The 19,126-nt window shown below is 70.9% G+C and carries 17 protein-coding genes; 14 read left to right on the top strand and 3 right to left on the bottom strand.

Annotated features, from left to right (window positions below; genetic code table 11):
- Nucleotides 1-12 precede the first annotated feature (12 nt).
- Nucleotides 13-513, top strand: a complete 501-nt coding sequence (locus ACFV0T_RS32615) for a GNAT family N-acetyltransferase (RefSeq protein WP_385787223.1) — start codon at nucleotides 13-15, stop codon at nucleotides 511-513.
- A 95-nt stretch (nucleotides 514-608) separates the two neighbouring features.
- On the opposite strand, the gene ACFV0T_RS32620 is transcribed toward ACFV0T_RS32615, so the two are convergent.
- Nucleotides 609-1,184, bottom strand: a complete 576-nt coding sequence (locus ACFV0T_RS32620; RefSeq protein WP_385787127.1) for an adenylosuccinate lyase — start codon at nucleotides 1,182-1,184, stop codon at nucleotides 609-611.
- Between the two features lie 336 nt (nucleotides 1,185-1,520).
- Between ACFV0T_RS32620 and ACFV0T_RS32625 the strand changes: the two genes are divergently transcribed.
- The 9 genes from ACFV0T_RS32625 to pssA all read left to right on the top strand — a co-directional run bounded on the left by ACFV0T_RS32625 (nucleotide 1,521) and on the right by pssA (nucleotide 12,448).
- Nucleotides 1,521-3,326 (top strand): 3-hydroxyacyl-CoA dehydrogenase family protein, encoded by a 1,806-nt coding sequence (locus tag ACFV0T_RS32625; protein WP_385787129.1) that lies wholly within the window; start codon nucleotides 1,521-1,523, stop codon nucleotides 3,324-3,326.
- Between the two features lie 142 nt (nucleotides 3,327-3,468).
- Nucleotides 3,469-4,302, top strand: coding sequence for a TetR family transcriptional regulator (locus tag ACFV0T_RS32630; protein ID WP_385787132.1), 834 nt, complete (start codon nucleotides 3,469-3,471; stop codon nucleotides 4,300-4,302).
- 419 nt (nucleotides 4,303-4,721) lie between these two features.
- Complete coding sequence (ccrA, locus tag ACFV0T_RS32635; RefSeq protein ID WP_385787226.1) at nucleotides 4,722-6,059, top strand: crotonyl-CoA carboxylase/reductase; 1,338 nt, start codon at nucleotides 4,722-4,724, stop codon at nucleotides 6,057-6,059.
- A gap of 9 nt (nucleotides 6,060-6,068) precedes the next feature.
- On the top strand, nucleotides 6,069-8,096 hold the full coding sequence (locus ACFV0T_RS32640) for a protein meaA (protein ID WP_385787134.1): 2,028 nt from the start codon (nucleotides 6,069-6,071) through the stop codon (nucleotides 8,094-8,096).
- Nucleotides 8,093-9,052, top strand: a complete 960-nt coding sequence (locus ACFV0T_RS32645; protein ID WP_385787137.1) for an HpcH/HpaI aldolase/citrate lyase family protein — start codon at nucleotides 8,093-8,095, stop codon at nucleotides 9,050-9,052. Before ACFV0T_RS32640 ends, ACFV0T_RS32645 begins: the two co-directional genes overlap by 4 nt.
- A gap of 5 nt (nucleotides 9,053-9,057) precedes the next feature.
- On the top strand, nucleotides 9,058-9,570 hold the full coding sequence (locus ACFV0T_RS32650; RefSeq protein WP_385787139.1) for a MaoC family dehydratase: 513 nt from the start codon (nucleotides 9,058-9,060) through the stop codon (nucleotides 9,568-9,570).
- Between the two features lie 4 nt (nucleotides 9,571-9,574).
- Nucleotides 9,575-10,780, top strand: a complete 1,206-nt coding sequence (locus ACFV0T_RS32655; RefSeq protein ID WP_385787142.1) for an acyl-CoA dehydrogenase family protein — start codon at nucleotides 9,575-9,577, stop codon at nucleotides 10,778-10,780.
- A 170-nt stretch (nucleotides 10,781-10,950) separates the two neighbouring features.
- Nucleotides 10,951-11,607, top strand: coding sequence for a phosphatidylserine decarboxylase (locus ACFV0T_RS32660; protein ID WP_385787145.1), 657 nt, complete (start codon nucleotides 10,951-10,953; stop codon nucleotides 11,605-11,607).
- 22 nt (nucleotides 11,608-11,629) lie between these two features.
- Nucleotides 11,630-12,448 carry a CDP-diacylglycerol--serine O-phosphatidyltransferase gene (gene pssA, locus ACFV0T_RS32665; RefSeq protein ID WP_385787229.1) on the top strand — a complete coding sequence of 273 codons (819 nt, stop codon included), beginning with the start codon at nucleotides 11,630-11,632 and terminating at the stop codon, nucleotides 12,446-12,448.
- Nucleotides 12,449-12,520: 72 nt separating this feature from the next.
- On the opposite strand, the gene ACFV0T_RS32670 is transcribed toward pssA, so the two are convergent.
- Nucleotides 12,521-13,477, bottom strand: a complete 957-nt coding sequence (locus tag ACFV0T_RS32670) for a helix-turn-helix domain-containing protein (protein ID WP_385787148.1) — start codon at nucleotides 13,475-13,477, stop codon at nucleotides 12,521-12,523.
- Nucleotides 13,478-13,637: 160 nt separating this feature from the next.
- Between ACFV0T_RS32670 and ACFV0T_RS32675 the strand changes: the two genes are divergently transcribed.
- The gene (locus ACFV0T_RS32675; protein WP_385787151.1) at nucleotides 13,638-14,510 is read left to right on the top strand and encodes an oxidoreductase; all 873 of its coding nucleotides are present in this window, start codon (nucleotides 13,638-13,640) and stop codon (nucleotides 14,508-14,510) included.
- A 602-nt stretch (nucleotides 14,511-15,112) separates the two neighbouring features.
- Here the strand turns inward: ACFV0T_RS32675 and ACFV0T_RS32680 are convergent.
- The gene (locus tag ACFV0T_RS32680) at nucleotides 15,113-16,264 is read right to left on the bottom strand and encodes a glycerate kinase (protein ID WP_385787154.1); all 1,152 of its coding nucleotides are present in this window, start codon (nucleotides 16,262-16,264) and stop codon (nucleotides 15,113-15,115) included.
- 175 nt (nucleotides 16,265-16,439) lie between these two features.
- On the opposite strand from ACFV0T_RS32680, the gene ACFV0T_RS32685 reads away from it, so the two are divergent.
- From ACFV0T_RS32685 to ACFV0T_RS32695, 3 genes are all read left to right on the top strand, one after another.
- Nucleotides 16,440-17,567, top strand: a complete 1,128-nt coding sequence (locus ACFV0T_RS32685; RefSeq protein WP_385787156.1) for an ADP-ribosylglycohydrolase family protein — start codon at nucleotides 16,440-16,442, stop codon at nucleotides 17,565-17,567.
- 37 nt (nucleotides 17,568-17,604) lie between these two features.
- Complete coding sequence (locus ACFV0T_RS32690; RefSeq protein ID WP_385787158.1) at nucleotides 17,605-18,096, top strand: NUDIX domain-containing protein; 492 nt, start codon at nucleotides 17,605-17,607, stop codon at nucleotides 18,094-18,096.
- Between the two features lie 251 nt (nucleotides 18,097-18,347).
- Entirely contained in the window at nucleotides 18,348-19,082 is a 735-nt protein-coding gene (locus tag ACFV0T_RS32695; RefSeq protein WP_385787161.1) for a Sir2 family NAD-dependent protein deacetylase, read from the top strand.
- The last annotated feature ends 44 nt before the right edge of the window (nucleotides 19,083-19,126 follow it).

A 19,126-nucleotide genomic window follows, 5' to 3' on the forward strand; every position in this document is an offset into this window, starting at 1 on the left:
GTCGTCCGGGACATGACCCTCGCCGACTGCGACCGGGTCGCCGAGATCCGGGTCCGGGGCTGGCAGACCGCGTACCGGGGCCTCATGCCGCAGTCCCACCTCGACGGCCTCAGCGTGTCGCGGGACGCCGAGCGGCGCCGCACCTGGTTCACGCAGGGCGACGGCAGCGTCGTGAACCTGGTCGCCGAGCGGGCCGGCGAGGTCGTCGGCTGGGCCGCGCACGGACCGTACCGGGACGAGGAAGTGCGCACCGCGGACGCCGAGTTGTACGCGATCTACGTACACCCCGAGCACTACGGCGCCGGCGTCGGCCGGGCCCTGCTGGCGGAGGCGGTGCGCCAGCGCACGGCCTCCGGGCCGACGTACATGTACCTGTGGGTACTGAAGGAGAACACCGGCGCCCGGCGGTTCTACGAGCGGGCGGGCTTCCACGCGGACGGCACCGAGGAGCCCTACGAGGTGGACGGCGTGGAGGTGCCCGAGGTGCGGTACGCCAGGAAGCTGACCGGCTGACGGACCACGAATCACGGACCCCCGCTGACGGCTGACCGCTGGCCCCTGACCACTGACCGCTGGCGGCTGGCGGCTGGCGGCTAGCGGCTGGCCGCTCACCGCTGGCGCGGGATGCGGGCCAGGGCGTGCACCGCCGCCTCGGCCAGCGCCGGGTGGGCGAGCGCCTCGTCGAGCACGGGTGTGGCGCGCGTGTCGCCCAGGGCCCCGAGCCCCTCCACACAGGCGAGGGCCACCCGGCGGTAGGGATCGTGCGGGCGCAACCGGCGGCGCAGCGTGGTGATGAGCGCCGGCACGGATTCCGGTGCGCGCAGTTCCACCAGCAGCCGGACCGGGTGCAGGGCGTAGGCCACACGCAGTTCGTTGGTCGCGAGGGCGGCCGCCGCGCGGGCGGTACGGGGATCGTCGAGCCGGGCGAGGGCGTAGGCGGCGGAGGCACAACGCGGGGGATCGCGGTGGTTGAGCAGCAGGACGAGCGCCTCGAAGGCCCGGCGGTCGCCGGTCAGGCCCAGTCGGAACGCGGCCAGCTCCCTCGCCCAGAGCGGCTGTGCGGGAGCGGTGAGCACCTCCGCGAGTTCGTCGTGATCCCCGGTCGCCGCCAGCCGCTCGAAAGCGGCCGATCCGCCCGACTCCCGCCGTAAGCGCTCCGTGAGCGATCGCGACTCTTCGTCCATGAAGCCGAGATTAGGGGTGTCGCGCGGCTCTCGGGACCTACATCACAAACTCGGGGGGCTGGCGCGCTCGTTACTCACGGGTTAAGCTCAGACGAGCGAGTTACCCACTCGCGTTTCTCCTCGTGCCGGCCTGGTGACGCAGCCGGTGCGAGAGCGGTCGGTTCGGTGCCCACGTGCACCGCAGCAGGACCCGGCTCCGGGACAGGGCCGGTCGGTCCGACATCGGGCGTGTGCGCTCGCAGCCCGACAACACCCGCACTCCTCACGCATCCCGTTGCGCCCTCGTCGGCGTACCGGCGCGCTTCCAGTCGTCACCCTCTCTCCTGGAGTCCCGCGATGGCCACTCCCCTGTCCGACACCCCTCTGTCCCCGCTCAAGACCATTGCCGTCGTCGGCCTCGGCACGATGGGCACCGGCATCACCGAAGTCCTCGCCCGGGCCGGTCGCGAGGTCGTCGGCATCGACGTCAGCGAGTCGCTGACCGCGAGGTCGATCGCCGCCCTGGAGTGCTCCACCGCCCGCGCCGTGGAACGCGGCCGGATGACCGAGCAGGAGCGCGTGGACGTCCTCGCCCGGGTCCGCACCTCCACCGACCTGAGCGCGGCCGCCGACGCCGACCTGGTCATCGAGGTGGCGCCGGAGTCGTACGAGATCAAGCACCAGATCTTCCGCGAGCTCGACGGCGTCGTGCGTCCGGGGACGATCCTGGCCACCGGCACCAACGCGCTGTCCGTGACACGGCTGGCCGCCGACTCGGCGCACCCCGAGCGCGTGCTCGGTCTGCACTTCTTCAACCCGGCCCCGGCGATGAAGCTGGTCGAGGTGGTCTCGTCCGTGCTGACCGCGCCGGGGGCCGTCGCCGCCGTCACGGACCTGGCGATCGAGCTCGGCAAGGAGCCGGTAGCGGTCGGCGACCGCCCCGGATTCGTCGCGGACGGGCTGCTGTTCGGCTATCTCAACCAGGCGGCCGCGATGTACGAGGCGAAGTACGCCTCCCGCGAGGACATCGACGCCGCGATGCGGCTCGGCTGCGGGCTGCCCATGGGCCCGCTCGCCCTGCTCGACCTGATCGGTGTCGACACCGCGCGCACGGTCCTGGAGGCCATGTACGCCGAGTCCCACGACCGGCTGCACGCCCCCGCCCCGATCCTCAAGCAGCTCAGCGAGGCCGGTCTGACGGGCCGTAAGTCGGGCCGCGGTTTCTACACGTACGAGGCCCCCGGCAGCGCCGAGGTCGTGCGGGACGCGCTGACGCCGCTGGACGGCGCCGAGCTCACCCCCGGCCGTCCGGTCCGCTCCGTCGGTGTGGCCGGATCCGGCACGATGGCCTCCGGCATCGCCGAGGTCTTCGCGAAGGCCGGTTACGAGGTCGTCCTCGCCGCCCGCAGCGAGGAGAAGGCGCAGGCCGCCAAGGCCCGTATCGGCAAGTCGCTTTCGCGTTCCGTCGACCGGGGCCGGATGACCGCCGAGGACGCCGCGAAGACCCTGGACCTGATCACCGCGGCGGGCACCTACGACGCCTTCGCTGACGTCGATCTGGCCGTCGAGGCCGTCGCCGAGGACCTGGAGGTCAAACGGCAGCTGTTCGCGACGCTGGACAAGGTCTGCAAGCCGGGCGCGGTCCTGGCGACCACCACGTCCTCGCTGCCGGTCGTCGCGTGCGCCCGTGCCACCTCGCGTCCGCAGGACGTGATCGGGATGCACTTCTTCAACCCGGCCCCGGCGATGAAGCTGGTCGAGGTCGTCCGTACGGTGCTGACGACGGAGGACGTCCACGCGACGGTCCGCGAGGTCTGCGGGCGGATCAGGAAGCACGCCGTCGACTGCGGCGACCGGGCCGGTTTCATCGTGAACGCCCTGCTCTTCCCGTACCTCAACAACGCGATCAAGATGGTGCAGGAGCACTACGCGTCCCTGGACGACATCGACGCGGCGATGAAGCTGGGCGGCGGCTACCCGATGGGCCCCTTCGAGCTCCTGGACGTCGTCGGCCTGGACGTCTCGCTGGCCATCGAGAAGGTCCTGCACCGCGAGTTCCGCGACCCGGGCCTGGCCCCGGCACCCCTCCTGGAGCACCTGGTGGCCGCGGGCTGCCTCGGCCGCAAGACGGGCCGGGGATTCCGCGAATATGCCCGCCGCTGAGCGTCCCGGCGACTGGTTCCGGTCGGACACGGACTGGGGCGGGCTGCTCGATCCGGGCGGTTGCGCCCCGGCGGCCCGGCCCGCGCCGGCCGTGCCCGGCCGGGGCGGGGGAAACCCCGGACCTGCGCATCAGGCTGCGCACATGCAGTACGTTCGGGGCATGCCCCAGCCCGCCAAGTCCTCACGTACACCGGCTACGCCCGAAGCACCGGAGAGTGCCGCGGGCAGCCGTGCCGCCGCCCAGCGGCTGAAAATGCGCCGCGAACTGGCGGCCGCCGCGATGGAGCTGTTCGCGACGAAGGGGTACGAGGCGACCACCGTCGACGAGATCGCGGCCGCGGCCGGGGTCGCTCGCCGCACGTTCTTCCGTCACTTCCGTTCCAAGGAAGAGGCGATCTTCCCGGACCACGACGACACGCTGGTCCGCGCCGAGGCGGTGCTCAACGCGGCGCCCGCGCACGAGCACCCGCTCGACACGGTGTGCCGGGGCATCAAGGAGGTCATGCGGATGTACGCGGCCCGGCCGGAGATCTCGGTCGCCCGCTACAAGCTGACCCGCGAGGTGCCCACCCTGCGCGAGGCGGAGATCGCCTCGGTGGCCCGCTACGAGCGCCTGTTCACCCGCTATCTGCTCGGCCACTTCGACGAGCACGCGCACGACGACGACGCCAACGACGACCCGCTGCTCGCCGAGGTCGCCGCGTCCGCCGTGGTCACCGCCCACAACCACGTCCTGCGGCGCTGGCTGCGGGCCGGCGGCCAGGGCGACGTCGAGTCCCAGCTCGACCACGCGTTCTCGATCGTGCGCAGGACGTTCGGCACGGGCATCGGCGCCGGGCGCGGCTCGGCCGCCCAGCCGGCGGCGGCCCCGGCGGCGGTCTCCCGCCAGGGCGAGGTCCTGGTGACCGTCGCCCGCACCGACGCCCCGCTCGACGAGGTCATGCGGACCATCGAGGAGGCGCTCCGGGAGCGCTGACCACCCGTCGCCCCTGTGACAACGGCCACCCGATCGGGTGGCCGTTTTGGCATGTCAGAGCCCGTTTTCGCGCAGATTTCCGAGGCCGTTCGATCGATCATCGCTCATTTGTTACGTGAAGATTTCATTTGAGAGCAAGTTTTGGCACCCCGTGCCTTGCCACGTGACACGCAGTGCCATACGTTGAAGTGGTCCGGGCGGCCGGCGTGCAGAGATCCTTCGTACGTCGGCTGTCCCCGCAACCACCCGGTTCGCGCGCCCGGACGCCTGCGTCACAGGCAACCTCCCGCGCCACAAAGCGCTGCCGAAGCACCACCCCCGCCGAACCGACGGCACCTCTCCACCCCCTCAGCAGCAACCGACGTAACCCTCAGCGCCCCTCCCTCAGGGCGCTCACCGCCGGAGGCAAAACCGTGACCATGAAGGACATCCTGGACGCGATCCAGTCGCCGGAATCGACGCCGGACGACTTCGCCGCTCTTCCGCTTCCCGAGTCGTACCGCGCGATGACCGTCCACAAGGACGAGACGGAGATGTTCACGGGTCTGGAGACCCGCGACAAGGACCCGCGCAAGTCGCTGCACCTCGACGAGGTGCCGCTGCCCGAGCTGGGCCCGGGCGAGGCCCTGGTGGCCGTCATGGCCTCCTCGGTCAACTACAACTCCGTGTGGACCTCGATCTTCGAGCCGCTGTCGACGTTCGGCTTCCTGGAGCGCTACGGCAGGGTCTCGGAGCTCACCAGGCGCCACGACCTGCCGTACCACATCATCGGCTCCGACCTCGCGGGCGTCGTCCTGCGCACCGGGCCGGGCGTCAACGCCTGGAAGCCGGGCGACGAGGTCGTCGCCCACTGTCTGTCCGTCGAACTGGAGTCGTCGGACGGCCACAACGACACGATGCTCGACCCCGAGCAGCGCATCTGGGGCTTCGAGACCAACTTCGGCGGTCTCGCCGAGATAGCGCTCGTCAAGTCCAACCAGCTGATGCCGAAGCCCGGCCACCTCAGCTGGGAGGAGGCCGCCGCGCCGGGGCTGGTGAACTCGACCGCGTACCGGCAGCTGGTCTCCCGCAACGGCGCCGGCATGAAGCAGGGCGACAACGTCCTCATCTGGGGCGCCAGCGGCGGACTCGGCTCGTACGCCACACAGTTCGCGCTGGCCGGCGGCGCCACGCCCATCTGCGTGGTCTCCAGCCCCGAGAAGGCCGACATCTGCCGGGCGATGGGCGCCGAGGCGGTCATCGACCGCAACGCCGAGGGGTACAAGTTCTGGAAGGACGAGCACAACCAGGACCCGCGCGAGTGGAAGCGCTTCGGCAAGCGCATCCGCGAGCTGACCGGCGGCGAGGACGTCGACATCGTCTTCGAGCACCCCGGCCGCGAGACCTTCGGCGCCTCCGTCTACGTCACGCGCAAGGGCGGCACCATCGTCACCTGCGCCTCGACCTCGGGCTACAACCACGAGTACGACAACCGCTACCTGTGGATGTCGCTGAAGCGGATCATCGGCTCGCACTTCGCCAACTACCGCGAGGCCTGGGAGGCCAACCGGCTGGTCGCGAAGGGCAAGATCCACCCGACGCTGTCGAGGGTCTACTCCCTGGAGGACACGGGACAGGCCGCCTACGACGTGCACCGCAACCTCCACCAGGGCAAGGTCGGCGTGCTGTGCCTGGCCCCCGAGGAAGGCATGGGCGTGCGCGACGAGGAGCTGCGCGCCCAGCACGTCGACGCCATCAACCGTTTCCGGAACATCTGAGGTCCACTCATGAGCGAGCGTCAGAAGGACCGGCCGTGGTTGATGCGGACCTACGCCGGTCACTCCACGGCCGAGGCGTCCAACGAGCTGTACCGGCGCAATCTCGCCAAGGGCCAGACCGGTCTGTCGGTCGCGTTCGACCTGCCGACCCAGACCGGCTACGACTCCGACCACATCCTCGCCCGCGGCGAGGTCGGCCGGGTCGGTGTGCCGATCGCGCACCTCGGTGACATGCGCCGGCTGTTCCAGGACATCCCCCTGGAACAGATGAACACCTCGATGACGATCAACGCCACCGCCATGTGGCTGCTGGCGCTCTACCAGGTCGTCGCGGAGGAGCAGGGTGCGGATGTCACCCTGCTCCAGGGGACGACCCAGAACGACATCGTCAAGGAGTACCTGTCGCGGGGCACGCACGTGTTCCCGCCGGTGCCGTCGCTGCGGCTGACGACGGACATGATCTGCTACACCGTCAACAACATCCCCAAGTGGAACCCCATCAACATCTGCAGTTACCACCTGCAGGAGGCGGGGGCCACACCGGTCCAGGAGATCGCCTACGCGATGTCCACCGCGATCGCCGTGCTGGACGCGGTGTTCGCGTCCGGCCAGATCCCGCAGGAACGCAAGGGTGACGTCGTCGCCCGTATCTCCTTCTTCGTGAACGCGGGCGTCCGCTTCGTCGAGGAGATGTGCAAGATGCGGGCGTTCGGCCGGATCTGGGACGAGATCACGCGCGAGCGCTACGGCATCCAGGACCCCAAGCAGCGTCGCTTCCGCTACGGCGTCCAGGTCAACTCCCTGGGGCTGACCGAGGCGCAGCCGGAGAACAACGTCCAGCGGATCGTGCTGGAGATGCTCGCCGTGACGCTGTCGAAGGACGCACGCGCGCGTGCCGTGCAGCTGCCCGCCTGGAACGAGGCGCTGGGTCTGCCCCGCCCCTGGGACCAGCAGTGGTCGCTGCGCATCCAGCAGGTGCTGGCGCACGAGAGCGACCTGCTGGAGTACGAGGACATCTTCGAGGGCTCGCACGTCATCGAGGCGAAGGTCGCGCAGCTCGTCGAGGACTCCCTCGCGGAGATCGACCGGATCGAGGAGATGGGCGGCGCGATGGCCGCCGTCGAGTCCGGCTACCTCAAGTCGCAGCTCGTCTCCTCGCACGCCGAGCGCCGGGCCCGTATCGAGTCCGGCCAGGAGAAGATCGTCGGCGTCAACGTCTTCGAGACGACCGAGCCGAACCCGTTGACCTCGGACCTCGACACGGCGATCCAGACGGTCGACCCGGCGGTCGAGGCCCGCGTCGTCGAGTCGCTCCGGAACTGGCGCGACACGCGCTACCAGCCGCCGTTCAACCACCCCCGGCCCTGCAAGGCGCTGGAGCGCCTGAAGGAGGCCGCCAAGGGAACCGGCAACCTCATGGAGGCCACCCTGGAGTGCGCCCGCGCCGGCGTCACGACCGGCGAGTGGGCGGGGGCGCTGCGGGAGGTGTTCGGGGAGTTCCGCGCCCCGACCGGTGTGTCGTCCGCGCCGGTGGCCGTCCCGGCCGAGGCGGGCTCGGCCATGGCCGAGGTCCGCCGCAAGGTGGACGCCACCGCCCGTGAACTCGGCTCCGGCAAGCTCCGCTTCCTGGTCGGCAAGCCGGGCCTGGACGGGCACTCCAACGGTGCCGAGCAGATCGCCGTGCGGGCCCGTGACGCCGGCTTCGAGGTGGTCTACCAGGGCATCCGGCTGACCCCGGAGCAGATCGTGGACGCGGCCCTCGCCGAGGACGTGCACGCGGTCGGCCTCTCCATCCTCTCCGGCTCGCACGCCCAGCTCGTGCCCGACGTGCTGGAGCGGCTGCGCGAGGCCGGCGCGACCGACATCCCGGTGATCGCGGGCGGGATCATCCCGAGTGCCGACGCCGAGCAGCTCAGGGCCGCCGGAGTGGCCGCGGTCTTCACCCCGAAGGACTTCGACATCACCGGGATCATCGGCCGTATCGTCGACGAGATCCGCAAAGCGAACAAGCTCGACCCCCTGGAGGTCCCCGCATGACCGTCAACCGTCTGCGCCCCCGCCGCTCGTGTCTCGCGGTGCCGGGAAGCAACCCCCGCTTCCTGGAGAAGGCCCAGGGCCTGCCGGCGGACCAGGTCTTCCTCGACCTGGAGGACGCGTGCGCGCCGCTCGCCAAGCCGGAGGCGCGCCACACCATCGTCAAGTTCCTCAACGAGGGCGACTGGACCGGCAAGACACGCGTCGTGCGCGTCAACGACTGGACCACCGAATGGACGTACCGGGACGTCGTGACGGTCGTCGAGGGCGCGGGCCCGAACCTCGACTGCATCATGCTGCCGAAGGTGCAGGACGCCGGGCAGATCGTGGCGCTGGACCTGCTGCTGACGCAGATCGAGAAGACGATGGGCTTCGAGGTGGGCCGGATCGGCATCGAGGCGCAGATCGAGAACGCCCAGGGTCTGAACAACGTCAACGAGATCGCGACGGCGTCCCCGCGGGTCGAGACGATCATCTTCGGCCCGGCCGACTTCATGGCGTCGATCAACATGAAGTCGCTGGTCGTGGGAGAGCAGCCGCCCGGCTACCCGGCGGACGCCTACCACTACATCCTGATGAAGATCCTGATGGCCGCCCGCGCCAACAACCTTCAGGCGATCGACGGCCCCTACCTCCAGATCCGCAACGTCGACGGCTACCGCGAGGTAGCCGGCCGCGCCGCGGCCCTCGGCTTCGACGGCAAGTGGGTGCTGCACCCGGGCCAGGTCGAGGCGTCCAACGAGATCTTCTCGCCCTCCCAGGAGGACTACGACCACGCCGAGCTGATCCTGGACGCGTACGACTACTACACGTCCGAGGCGGGCGGCAAGAAGGGCTCCGCGATGCTCGGCGACGAGATGATCGACGAGGCGAGCCGCAAGATGGCCCTGGTCGTCTCCGGCAAGGGCCGAGCCGCCGGCATGCGGCGCACCAGCACGTTCGAGATCCCGGAGGCCTGAGCGCGATGCAGTTCGGACGCACCTACGAGGAGTTCGAGGTCGGGGCGACGTACAAGCACTGGCCGGGAAAGACGGTCACGGAGTACGACGACCACCTGTTCTGTCTCCTCACGATGAACCACCACCCGCTCCACATGGACACCAACTATGCGGAGAAGACGACGGACTTCGGCCGGAACGTCGTCGTCGGGAACTACGTCTACTCACTGCTGCTCGGCATGTCCGTCCCGGACGTCTCCGGCAAGGCGATCGCCAACCTGGAGATCGAGTCGCTCAAGCACGTGGCGCCGACCTTCCACGGTGACACGATCTACGGCCAGACGACCGTGCTCGACAAGTGGCCCTCGAAGTCGAAGAACGACCGGGGCATCGTCCACGTCGAGACCAAGGGTTACAAGCAGGACGGCACGCTCGTGTGCGTGTTCCGGCGCAAGGTGATGGTCCCGACCGAGACGTACGTCAAGGAGCGCGGCGGCGAGCAGCCCGGGCGCCCGGAGCTCAAGGAGCAGGAGAAGTAGAGCCATGAGCCGACTCGCCCAGACCGCCGGTCTGACCGACATCCAGCAGGAGATCCTCTCCACCGTCCGCGACTTCGTGGACAAGGAGATCATCCCGGTCGCGACCGAGCTGGAGCACCGCGACGAGTACCCGCAGCAGATCGTGGACGGCCTGAAAGAGTTGGGCCTCTTCGGGCTGATGATTCCCGAGGAGTACGGGGGTCTGGGCGAGTCGCTCCTGACGTACGCGCTGTGCGTCGAGGAGATCGCCCGTGGCTGGATGTCCGTGTCCGGCATCATCAACACGCACTTCATCGTGGCGTACATGCTCAAGCAGCACGGCACGCAGGAGCAGAAGGACCACTTCCTGCCGAGGATGGCGGCCGGCGACATCCGCGGCGCCTTCTCGATGTCGGAGCCGGCCCTGGGCTCCGACGTCTCGGCGATCACGTCGAAGGCGGTGCGGGACGGCGACGAGTACGTCCTCAACGGCCAGAAGATGTGGCTGACGAACGGCGGCACGTCGTCCCTCGTGGCCGTTCTCGTGCGAAGTGACGAAGGACACCCGCAGGGCACCGCGCCCCACAAGTCGATGACGACCTTCCTGATCGAGAAGGAGCCCGGCTTCGGCGAGGTCCGCCCCGGCCTCACCATCCCGGGCAAGATCGAGAAGATGGGTTACAAGGGTGTCGACACCACCGAGATGATCATGGATGGCCTCCGCCTTCCGGCCGATCGCGTGCTCGGCGGGGCCACCGGCCGAGGTTTTTACCAAATGATGGACGGCGTGGAGGTCGGCCGGGTCAACGTGGCGGCCCGTGGCTGCGGTGTCGCTCAGCGCGCCTTCGAACTGGGCGTCCGCTACGCCCAGCAGCGCCACACTTTCGGCAAGCCGATCGCCCAGCACCAGGCGATCCAGTTCAAGCTGGCCGAGATGGCCACCAAGGTCGAGGCCGCCCATGCCATGATGGTGAACGCGGCCCGCAAAAAGGACTCCGGGGAACGAAACGACCTCGAGGCGGGGATGGCGAAGTACCTCGCCTCCGAGTACTGCAAGGAGGTCGTGGAGGATGCCTTCCGGATCCACGGCGGCTACGGCTTCTCCAAGGAGTACGAGATCGAGCGCCTCTACCGGGAGGCACCGATGCTGCTGATCGGTGAAGGTACCGCCGAGATCCAGAAGATGATCATCGGGCGCAGGCTGCTCGAAGAGTATCGATTCCAGGGCTGATTGTCCGAGTACGGGGTGTTTTCTTCGAGAAGAAGATCACACCCCGTCAACGGAGCTCGGCTGCCGACTCCGCTTCCTGACTTACCCAGTTGCGGCTCTTAGCCGCTACGATCGCCGGAAAGCCGCCGTCCCCTGATATAGCGCGGCATCATCCGCTACGAAGGTCATCCATGCCCCACAGCCAATCCTCTGCACCTCGCGACAGCCTGGTCGGCGTACGCCTCGCGCGCGGAGCATCGCCGTGGCTTCTCCCGACCGTCGCCACCGCAGCCCTCAGCCTGGTCCGCGCACGCCGCTCGGGCGCCGCCAAGGCCGTCGCCGTGCCCGCCACCGCGCTCGCGGCGGGCATGCTGTGGTTCTTCCGCGACCCCGAGCGCGAGATCTCCCGGGGCCGGGTCATCTCGCCCGCCGACGGTGTGGTGCAGAGCATCATGCCGTGGAAGGACGGCCGGACCCGCGTCGCGATCTTCATGAGCCCGCTCAACGTCCACGTCAACCGCGCCCCGCTCGCCGGCACGGTGACCTCGGTCGAGCACATCCCCGGAGGGTTCGTCCCGGCGTTCAACAAGGAGAGCGAGAACAACGAGCGCGTAGTCTGGCATTTCGACACCGAACTCGGCGACATCGAGATGATTCAGATCGCCGGTGCGGTCGCCCGCCGCATCGTCCCCTACGTGCCGCAGGGCACGAAGGTCGAACAGGGTGACCGGATCGGTCTGATCCGCTTCGGCTCGCGCGTCGACATCTACCTGCCCGAGGGCGTGGAGGTCGCGGTCGAGGTCGGTCAGAAGACCGTGGCTGGGGTGACTCGCATTGACCGTGATTGATCCGGAGACCCAGGCGGGCTGGGTGCCCGAGGCCGACGAGGTCGACGAAGAGGAGGAGATGCCTCTTTCTCTGCGCCTGTCGATAGCGGACACCCTCACCCTCGGCAATGCCACGTGCGGCTTCATGGCGGTGTACTTCACCACCACCGGCATCCTGATCCCGCACCTCACCGGCAGCCAGGAATCCGGCATGGCCCGCCACAGCGCGGCCACGGCGGTCATCCTGATGCTCTGCGCGGCGGTGTTCGACCTCTTCGACGGCCTGGTGGCGAGGAAGCTCCGCTCCTCCCCGATGGGCGCTGAGCTGGACAACCTCTCCGACCTGATCAGCTTCGGCCTGGCGCCGGCCTACTTCGTCCTCGTCTACGGCATGGTCGCCGACGACGCGCACCAGAGGATGGCGGCGCTCGGCGCGATCGTGGTGCTGCTCGCGGTCGTCCTGCGTCTGGCCCGCTTCTCCTGCGTGACCCCGCGCAACGGCATGTTCCAGGGCATGCCGAGCCCGTTCGGCGCGCTGACGGTGGTCTCGATCGTGCTGCTCGAGCTGCCGTTCGTGGCGACCTTGCTCGCGATCCTGGGCACCGCGTGGCTGATGGTCAGCCGCGTCGAGTACCCCAAGCCCCGGGGCCGGCTCGCCGGGGCGATGCTCGGCTGGATCGTGCTGAGCATGGGCCTGCTGGCCGCGTGGGCGTTCGACGCCCCCAGTGGTCAGCTGCTCCTGCAGACAGGCTGTGCGCTCCAGCTGGTCATGGGCGCGGTGATCCCGCTGTTCGCCACGGCCCGCCGGGTGAACAACTTCCGCGACAACCGGCGCGAGGCGCGGGCGGCACAGCTGCCGTAGCGGCGGTACGCGCAATGACGTACGACGTGGAAGGGCTCCGGACCGAAGGGTTCGGGGCCCTTCCGCTGTTCCCTACTGTTCCTGGACGGGGTGGTGGCCGGACTCGTGAGGCTCGGGCGCGGGTGCGGGCATTGGCATTGGTTCCGGTGCCGGTGCCGGTGCCGGTGCCGGTGCCGGTGCCGGTGCCGCGAGGCTGCCGAGGATGTTCAGGAGTTCGGCGCTGCGACTGCCGGGTTCCGCGTGGAAGACGACGAGCGTCAGACCGCCGGCGCCGTCGACCGACATCTTGTTCGAGTGCAGCTCGATCTCGCCGACCTGCGGATGCGTCAGCCGGCTCACCCTCCCCCGCTTCGGATGCACGTCGTGACGGCCCCACACGTACCGGAATCGCTCACTGCGCACGGACAGCTCCTCGACGAGTTCCCGCAGCCGAGGATCGTCGACGTCAGGCCCGACCTGGGCCCGCAGCGACGCCACACCCCCCTCCGTGAGTTCCTCCCAGTCCCGTCGCAGCTCCCGTTCGGCGGGGTCGAGGAAGACGGCGCGCAGCAGGTTGACACCGACGGCGTAGTTCGGTGACAGCGCGGTGGCCAGGGCGTTCACCGCGAGGACGTCGGTGAACTTGTTCTGGACGTAGGCGGGGTTGTGGGTCCAGCCGTCGATCAGCTGGAGCAGACTGACCGGCACCCGCTCCCGCTGCCGTGCGACACCGCCCCGACCCCCCTCGGCGGCCCGGCGGCGCGGCTCGGAGGGCCGGGCCTGCGCCAGCCCGACCAGGTGCGTGGAGGCGTCCGTGTCCAGCAGCAGAACCCGGGCGACGGCCTCCAGTACCTGCACCGACGGATTGCGGTCGCGTCCCTGCTCGAGGCGGAGGTAGTAGTCCGAGCTGATGCCGGCGAGCAGGGCGACCTCCTCGCGGCGCAGTCCCGGCACCCTTCGCAGGCCACTGCCGCGCAGCCCCACGTCCGCGGGCCGGACCAGGGCCCGGCGCGCCCGCAGGAACTCGCCGAGTGCGTTCGTCCCGTCCATGTCCCCACCGTACGGCGGAGCCTCACCCGGGTGCCTGTCCCTGTCACTACCAGGATCGGCGGGGCACTGCCGCGCCCAGCCGCCGTGCAGCAATCTGGCACATGTCCGACGAGAGCCCGAACGGCTCGCATGACCGGAAAAGCGCGAGAGGCAGGACGACATGACCGCGAACACCGGCGGTGAAACGCGAACCGTCACACCCACCGAGGGTCTGACGCTCACCCGCATGGGTTACGGCGCCATGCAACTGGCAGGACCGAACGTCTTCGGCCCGCCGAAGGACCGCGACCAGGCCGTGGCGGTGCTGCGCGCGGTGGTCGGGGCCGGCATCACCCACATCGACACGGCCGACTTCTACGGCCCGACGGTCGTCAACGAGCTGATCAGGAAGGCCCTGCACCCGTACCCGGCGGACCTGCGCATCGTCACGAAGGTCGGCGCGCGCCGCGGTGCGGACGGCAGCTGGATCCTGTCCCGGGACCCGGCAGACCTGGTGAAGCAGGTCCACGAGAACCTCGCGCACCTGGGCGTCGACGTCCTGGACGTGGTCAACCTGCGCGTCGGCTCCCACGACACACCGGACGAGGAGCCGGTCTCCGAGGAGTTCGGCGCGCTGTCCGAGCTGCGCGACGCGGGGCTGATCCGCCACCTGGGCCTCAGCGGCGCCTCGGCGAAGCAGCTCACCGAGGCACAGGCGATCGCGCCCGTGGTCAGCGTCCAGAACCTCTACAACCTGGCCCACCGTGACGACGACGCCCTGGTCGACCGCTGCGCGGCGGAGAACATCGCCTTCGCGCCGTTCTTCCCGCTGGGCGGCTTCACCCCGATCCAGTCGGAGACGCTGACGAAGGTCGCCGCCCGTCTGGAGGCCTCCCCCCAGCAGGTGGCCCTGGCCTGGCTCCTGCACCGCTCTCCCACGATCGTCCTGATCCCGGGCACCTCGTCCGTGTCCCACCTCCGGGAGAACATCGCGGCCGCCGACCTGTCCCTGCCGTCCGACGCGCTGGTGGAGCTGGACGCGATCGGGCGGTGAGCGGGGCGGGAGCGGGCACAGGACGCCCGTGGCGACGGCACGGGCCCGGGGCGCGCACGGGCACGGGTGAGCCACGGCATCGGGCGGACGCGAACACGGTCGGTCCGGCGCGGGCACGGAGCGAGCGGGGGCGGCACGCTGGCCGCCGAGCGGGAGCAGCACGCGGGCAGCACGGAAGGCCGCCGAGCGGGGGCGGCACGCTGGCCGCCGAGCGGGGGCAGCACGCGGGCAGCACGGAAGGCCGCCGAGCAGGACGGACCAGTCGCACGAGGCCGGTCCAGGTGACAGATGCCGAAGCACGGACAGGCCGCCGAGCGGACGAACCGGTCGCACGAGGCAGGTCCAGGTGACAGATGCCGAAGCACGGACAGGCCGCCCAGCGGACGAACCAGTCGCACGAGGCCGGTCCAGGTGACAGATGCCGAAGCACGGACAGGCCGCCGGGCGGACGAACCCGGTGGCCGGAGGCAGATCCGGTCGCCCGGGTGGCAGAAGGCAGATCCGGACGGCCCGATGGCAGAAGCCAGGTCCGGGGCGTAGGCGGCCGGGAGGGAAGGGGGCGCGTCGACCGACCGCCCCGCGCCCCGCCCGCCGTACCCGCCTCAGGCCAGGAAGTCCCGCGCGATGTTCGCCGCGACCCGCTCCAGGATCGGCCCCGCCTCCGCGATGCACCTCGCCACGTCCGGCTCGACGTCCGTGAGCGGGTAGGCCCGCCGGATCCCGGCCCGGCCGAGCGCCTCGGGCGGCAGCGTGAGCCGGCCGCACACGGCGACGACTTCCTTGCCCGCCGCGCGGGCGGCCGCCGCGACACCCGCCGGGGCCTTGCCGTGGAGGGTCTGTTCGTCCAGGGAGCCCTCGCCGGTGATCACCAGATAGGCCCGTTCCAGCGCGGGCGCGAAGCCGAGGACGTCGAGCATCACCTCGATGCCGGGCCGGAAGCGCGCACCGAGCAGCAGCGCGCCGTAGCCGATGCCGCCCGCCGCACCCGCCCCCGGCGCCACGGCGTACTCCGCGGCCCGCGCGCCGACCGCGTCCTGAAGCACCTTCGCGTAGTGCGCCAGCGCCGCGTCCAGCGTCGACACGTCGTCCGGCGAGGCACCCTTCTGCGGCCCGTAGACCGCGGGCGCGCCCTTCGGGCCGGTCAGCGGGTTGTCGACGTCGCTGGCGAGCACCAGCTCCACCGAGGCCAGTCGCGGATCCAGACCCGACAGGTCCGCCCGGGCCAGAGCGGCCAGCCCGCCGCCGCCCGGCGGCACCGGCTCGCCCTCCTCGTCCAGGAAGCGCGCGCCGAGCGCGGACAGCATCCCGGCGCCACCGTCGGTGGTCGCGCTCCCGCCGACCCCGAACACGATCGTCCGCGCCCCGGCGTCCAGCGCGCCCCGCAGCAGTTCCCCGGAGCCGTACGTCGATGCCGTGAGCGGTGCGAAGACGCCCGCCGGCAGCCGCTGGAGCCCGCTCGCCTCGGCCATCTCCACGACCGCGGTGTCGCCGCGCAGCGCGAACGCGGCCGTCACCTCCTGCCCGAGGGGGCCCGCGACCCGGATCTCCCGCCGCTCGAACCCGGCCGCGACCGCCGCGTCCACGGTCCCGTCGCCACCGTCGGCCACGGGCAGCGCCTCGACCTGGAGGTCCGGTACGACCCTGCGCAGCCCGGCCGTCACCCGCTCGGCGACCTCCACGGCCGTCAGCGACCCCTTGAACTTGTCCGCGGCGACAAGCACCCGCCGGGAGTTGTCCACTACAGCGTCCGCCACGTCGTATTCCCCTTGCTTTCCGGGCCCGTCGCACGTCAGGGCCAGTCGCGCCGCTGCGACCTTAACCGCAGGACGGCCCCGCCGTCATACCCCGACCGAACGCTGGGACCCTCCCGGCGTCAGCCTGTGCGGCGAACCCCGCGCGGCCGTCCGCGTAATCGGGTAGACCGGAGCCATGACCCCTGTCGGCACCGAGCCAGAGTTCGCCGACCGCGTCCTCGGGGGCTGGCTGGGCCGGATCGCGGGCAACATGCTCGGCAAACCGGTCGAGCAGGGCGACCTGTGGACACGGGACCGTATCGACCGCTATCTGCGGCAGGCCGCCGCCCTGCCCCTCACGGACTACCTGCCCGAGCCCCCGAGCGACAACGACGGCCCGGAACTGCGGCCCGAGTGGCGCAGCTGCGTCCGTGGCCGCATCCACGGCAGCTGCCGTGACGACGACGTCGACTACGCGATCCTCGGCCTGGACCTCCTGGAGACCCACGGCTTCGGCTTCAGCACCGAGCAGGTCGGCGACCTGTGGCTGCTGCGGCTGCCGTACCTCCAGACGTTCACCGCCGAGCGGGCCGCGTACCGCAACCTCGCCAACGGGATCAAACCGCCGCTGACGGCGACGTACGAGAATCCGTACCAGGAGTGGATCGGCGCGCTCATCCGCGCCGACATCTACGGCTGGACCTGCCCGGGCGACCCGCGCCGCGCCGCCGCGCTGGCCCGCCGGGACGCGGTGCTCTCCCACACCGGCAACGGCGTGTACGGGGCGATGTGGGCGGCGGCCCTGATCTCGGCGGCCTTCACGGCGCCCACCGTGCGGCACGCCGTGGACACCGCGCTGACGGTGATCCCGGCGAGCAGCCGGCTGGCGCGCACCGTGCGCCGGGTGGCCTCGCTCCACGAGACCCGCTTGAGCTGGGAGGACACCCTCACCACGGTGTCCGCGGAGACCGCGGGGCTGGGCTGGATCCACACCGTCCCGAACGCCGCCGTCCTGACCGCCGGACTCCTGTACGGCGACGGCGACTTCACCCGCACGATCGCGCTGACCGTGCGCGGCGGCCTGGACACCGACTCCAACGGGGCCACGGCGGGCTCGGTGGCCGGCGTACTGACCGGGGCGGACGCCATCCCGGACCAGTGGAAGGACCCGTTGGAGGACACGGTCCGCAGCGCGGTGTTCGGCTTCGACGGGGTCAGGATCAGCGAACTGGCGCGGCGGACGGTACGGCTGGCCGGGAGGGCGAGCACGGCACCGGCCGCCGCCCGGTCGACCGGGCCGGGCCCACCGCGATCCGGACGGTGAACCCGGGGCGGCGGCGCCGGCTGGTTACCCTTCCTCGGTGACCACTCCTGACTTCGCCACGTACATCGCGGGCCTCCCCCGCGTCATCGCCGGGGCCGCCGCCCTCTTCCGCGACACCGCGGGCCGGGTGCTGCTGGTCGAGCCCAACTACCGGGAGGGCTGGGCGCTTCCGGGCGGCACCATCGAGTCGGACGACGGCGAGACCCCGCGTCAGGGCGCGCGCCGGGAGACGGCCGAGGAGATCGGTCTCGACCGTGAGCTCGGCCGGCTGCTCGCGGTGGACTGGGTGCACGGGACCGGCCGCCCGCCGCTGGTGGCGTACCTGTACGACGGCGGCACCCTGGGCGAGGAGGACCTCGGCGCGATCCGCCTCCAGGAGGAGGAGCTGCTGTCCTGGCGCCTGGTCGCCCGCGAGGACCTCGCCGACCATCTCACCGGCTCCCTGGGCCGCCGCGTGCTGGCCGCGCTCGACGTCCTCGCGAAGGGCACGGGCACGGCCGAACTCGAGAACGGCCACCGGGTCGCCTGACCTCGCGCCACCACCCCTCGACGGATCCGACGGGGGCCAAATCCACGCCGGCCCCGGTCAGTTGACGCGGACAGCGGGCGCCCTCAGGACATACGGTTGACTCGGACAGGTGTCGCCCCAAGGGCGTACCGGTGACTCGCGCGGCTGTCGCCCCCGGGACGGACCGGCACGTCGGTGCGTCACCCGCGGGTACGCGTCAGGCGCCGGATATCGGTTCGCTCCGAACAGCCGGGCGACCTACCCTCGGGCCCATGACCAAGCCCCTCGTAGCCATCCTCAGCGGCGCAGGCGTCTCCACCGATTCCGGGATCCCCGACTACCGCGGTCCGAACGGGCTGTGGCGGCGGGATCCCGAGGCGGAGAAGCTCGTGACGTACGAGTACTACATGGGCGACCCCGAGATCCGGCGCCGGTCGTGGCAGCTGCGGCGCAAGACCCGCGCCCTCAGGGCAGAGCCGAACGCGGCGCACCTCGCCGTGGTCGAGGTGGAGCGGGCCGGGGTGCCGGTGCGGGTGATCACGCAGAACGTGGACGGCCTGCACCAGCTCGCCGGACTGCCCGCCCGCAAGGTGCTCGAACTGCACGGCACCGCCCGCAGCGTCGTGTGCACGAAGTGCCACGCCCGCGGGCCCATGGAGGACGTCCTCGCCCGCGTCGAGGCCGGCGAGGACGACCCGCCGTGCCTGGCGTGCGGCGGCATCCTCAAGTCGGCGACCGTGATGTTCGGCGAGCGCCTCGACCCGGTCGTGCTCGGCGAGGCCCTCGCCATCAGCAAGGCCTGCCAGGTCTTCATCGCCGTCGGCACCACCCTCCAGGTGCAGCCCGCCGCCGGACTCGCCGGCGTCGCCGCCGACCACGGCGCCCGCCTGATCATCGTCAACGCCGAACCGACCCCCTACGACGAGCGGGCCGACGAGGTCGTCCGCGACCCCATCGGCACCGCCCTGCCCGCGCTGCTGCGCGCACTCGCCGGTGGCGTCGGCTAGGGCGTGTTCCGAAAGTCCCGTCCGGCCCGCGCGGCCTGGCACGG

The organism is Streptomyces sp. NPDC059582, from assembly GCF_042735715.1.
Classification (GTDB): Bacteria; Actinomycetota; Actinomycetes; order Streptomycetales; family Streptomycetaceae; genus Streptomyces.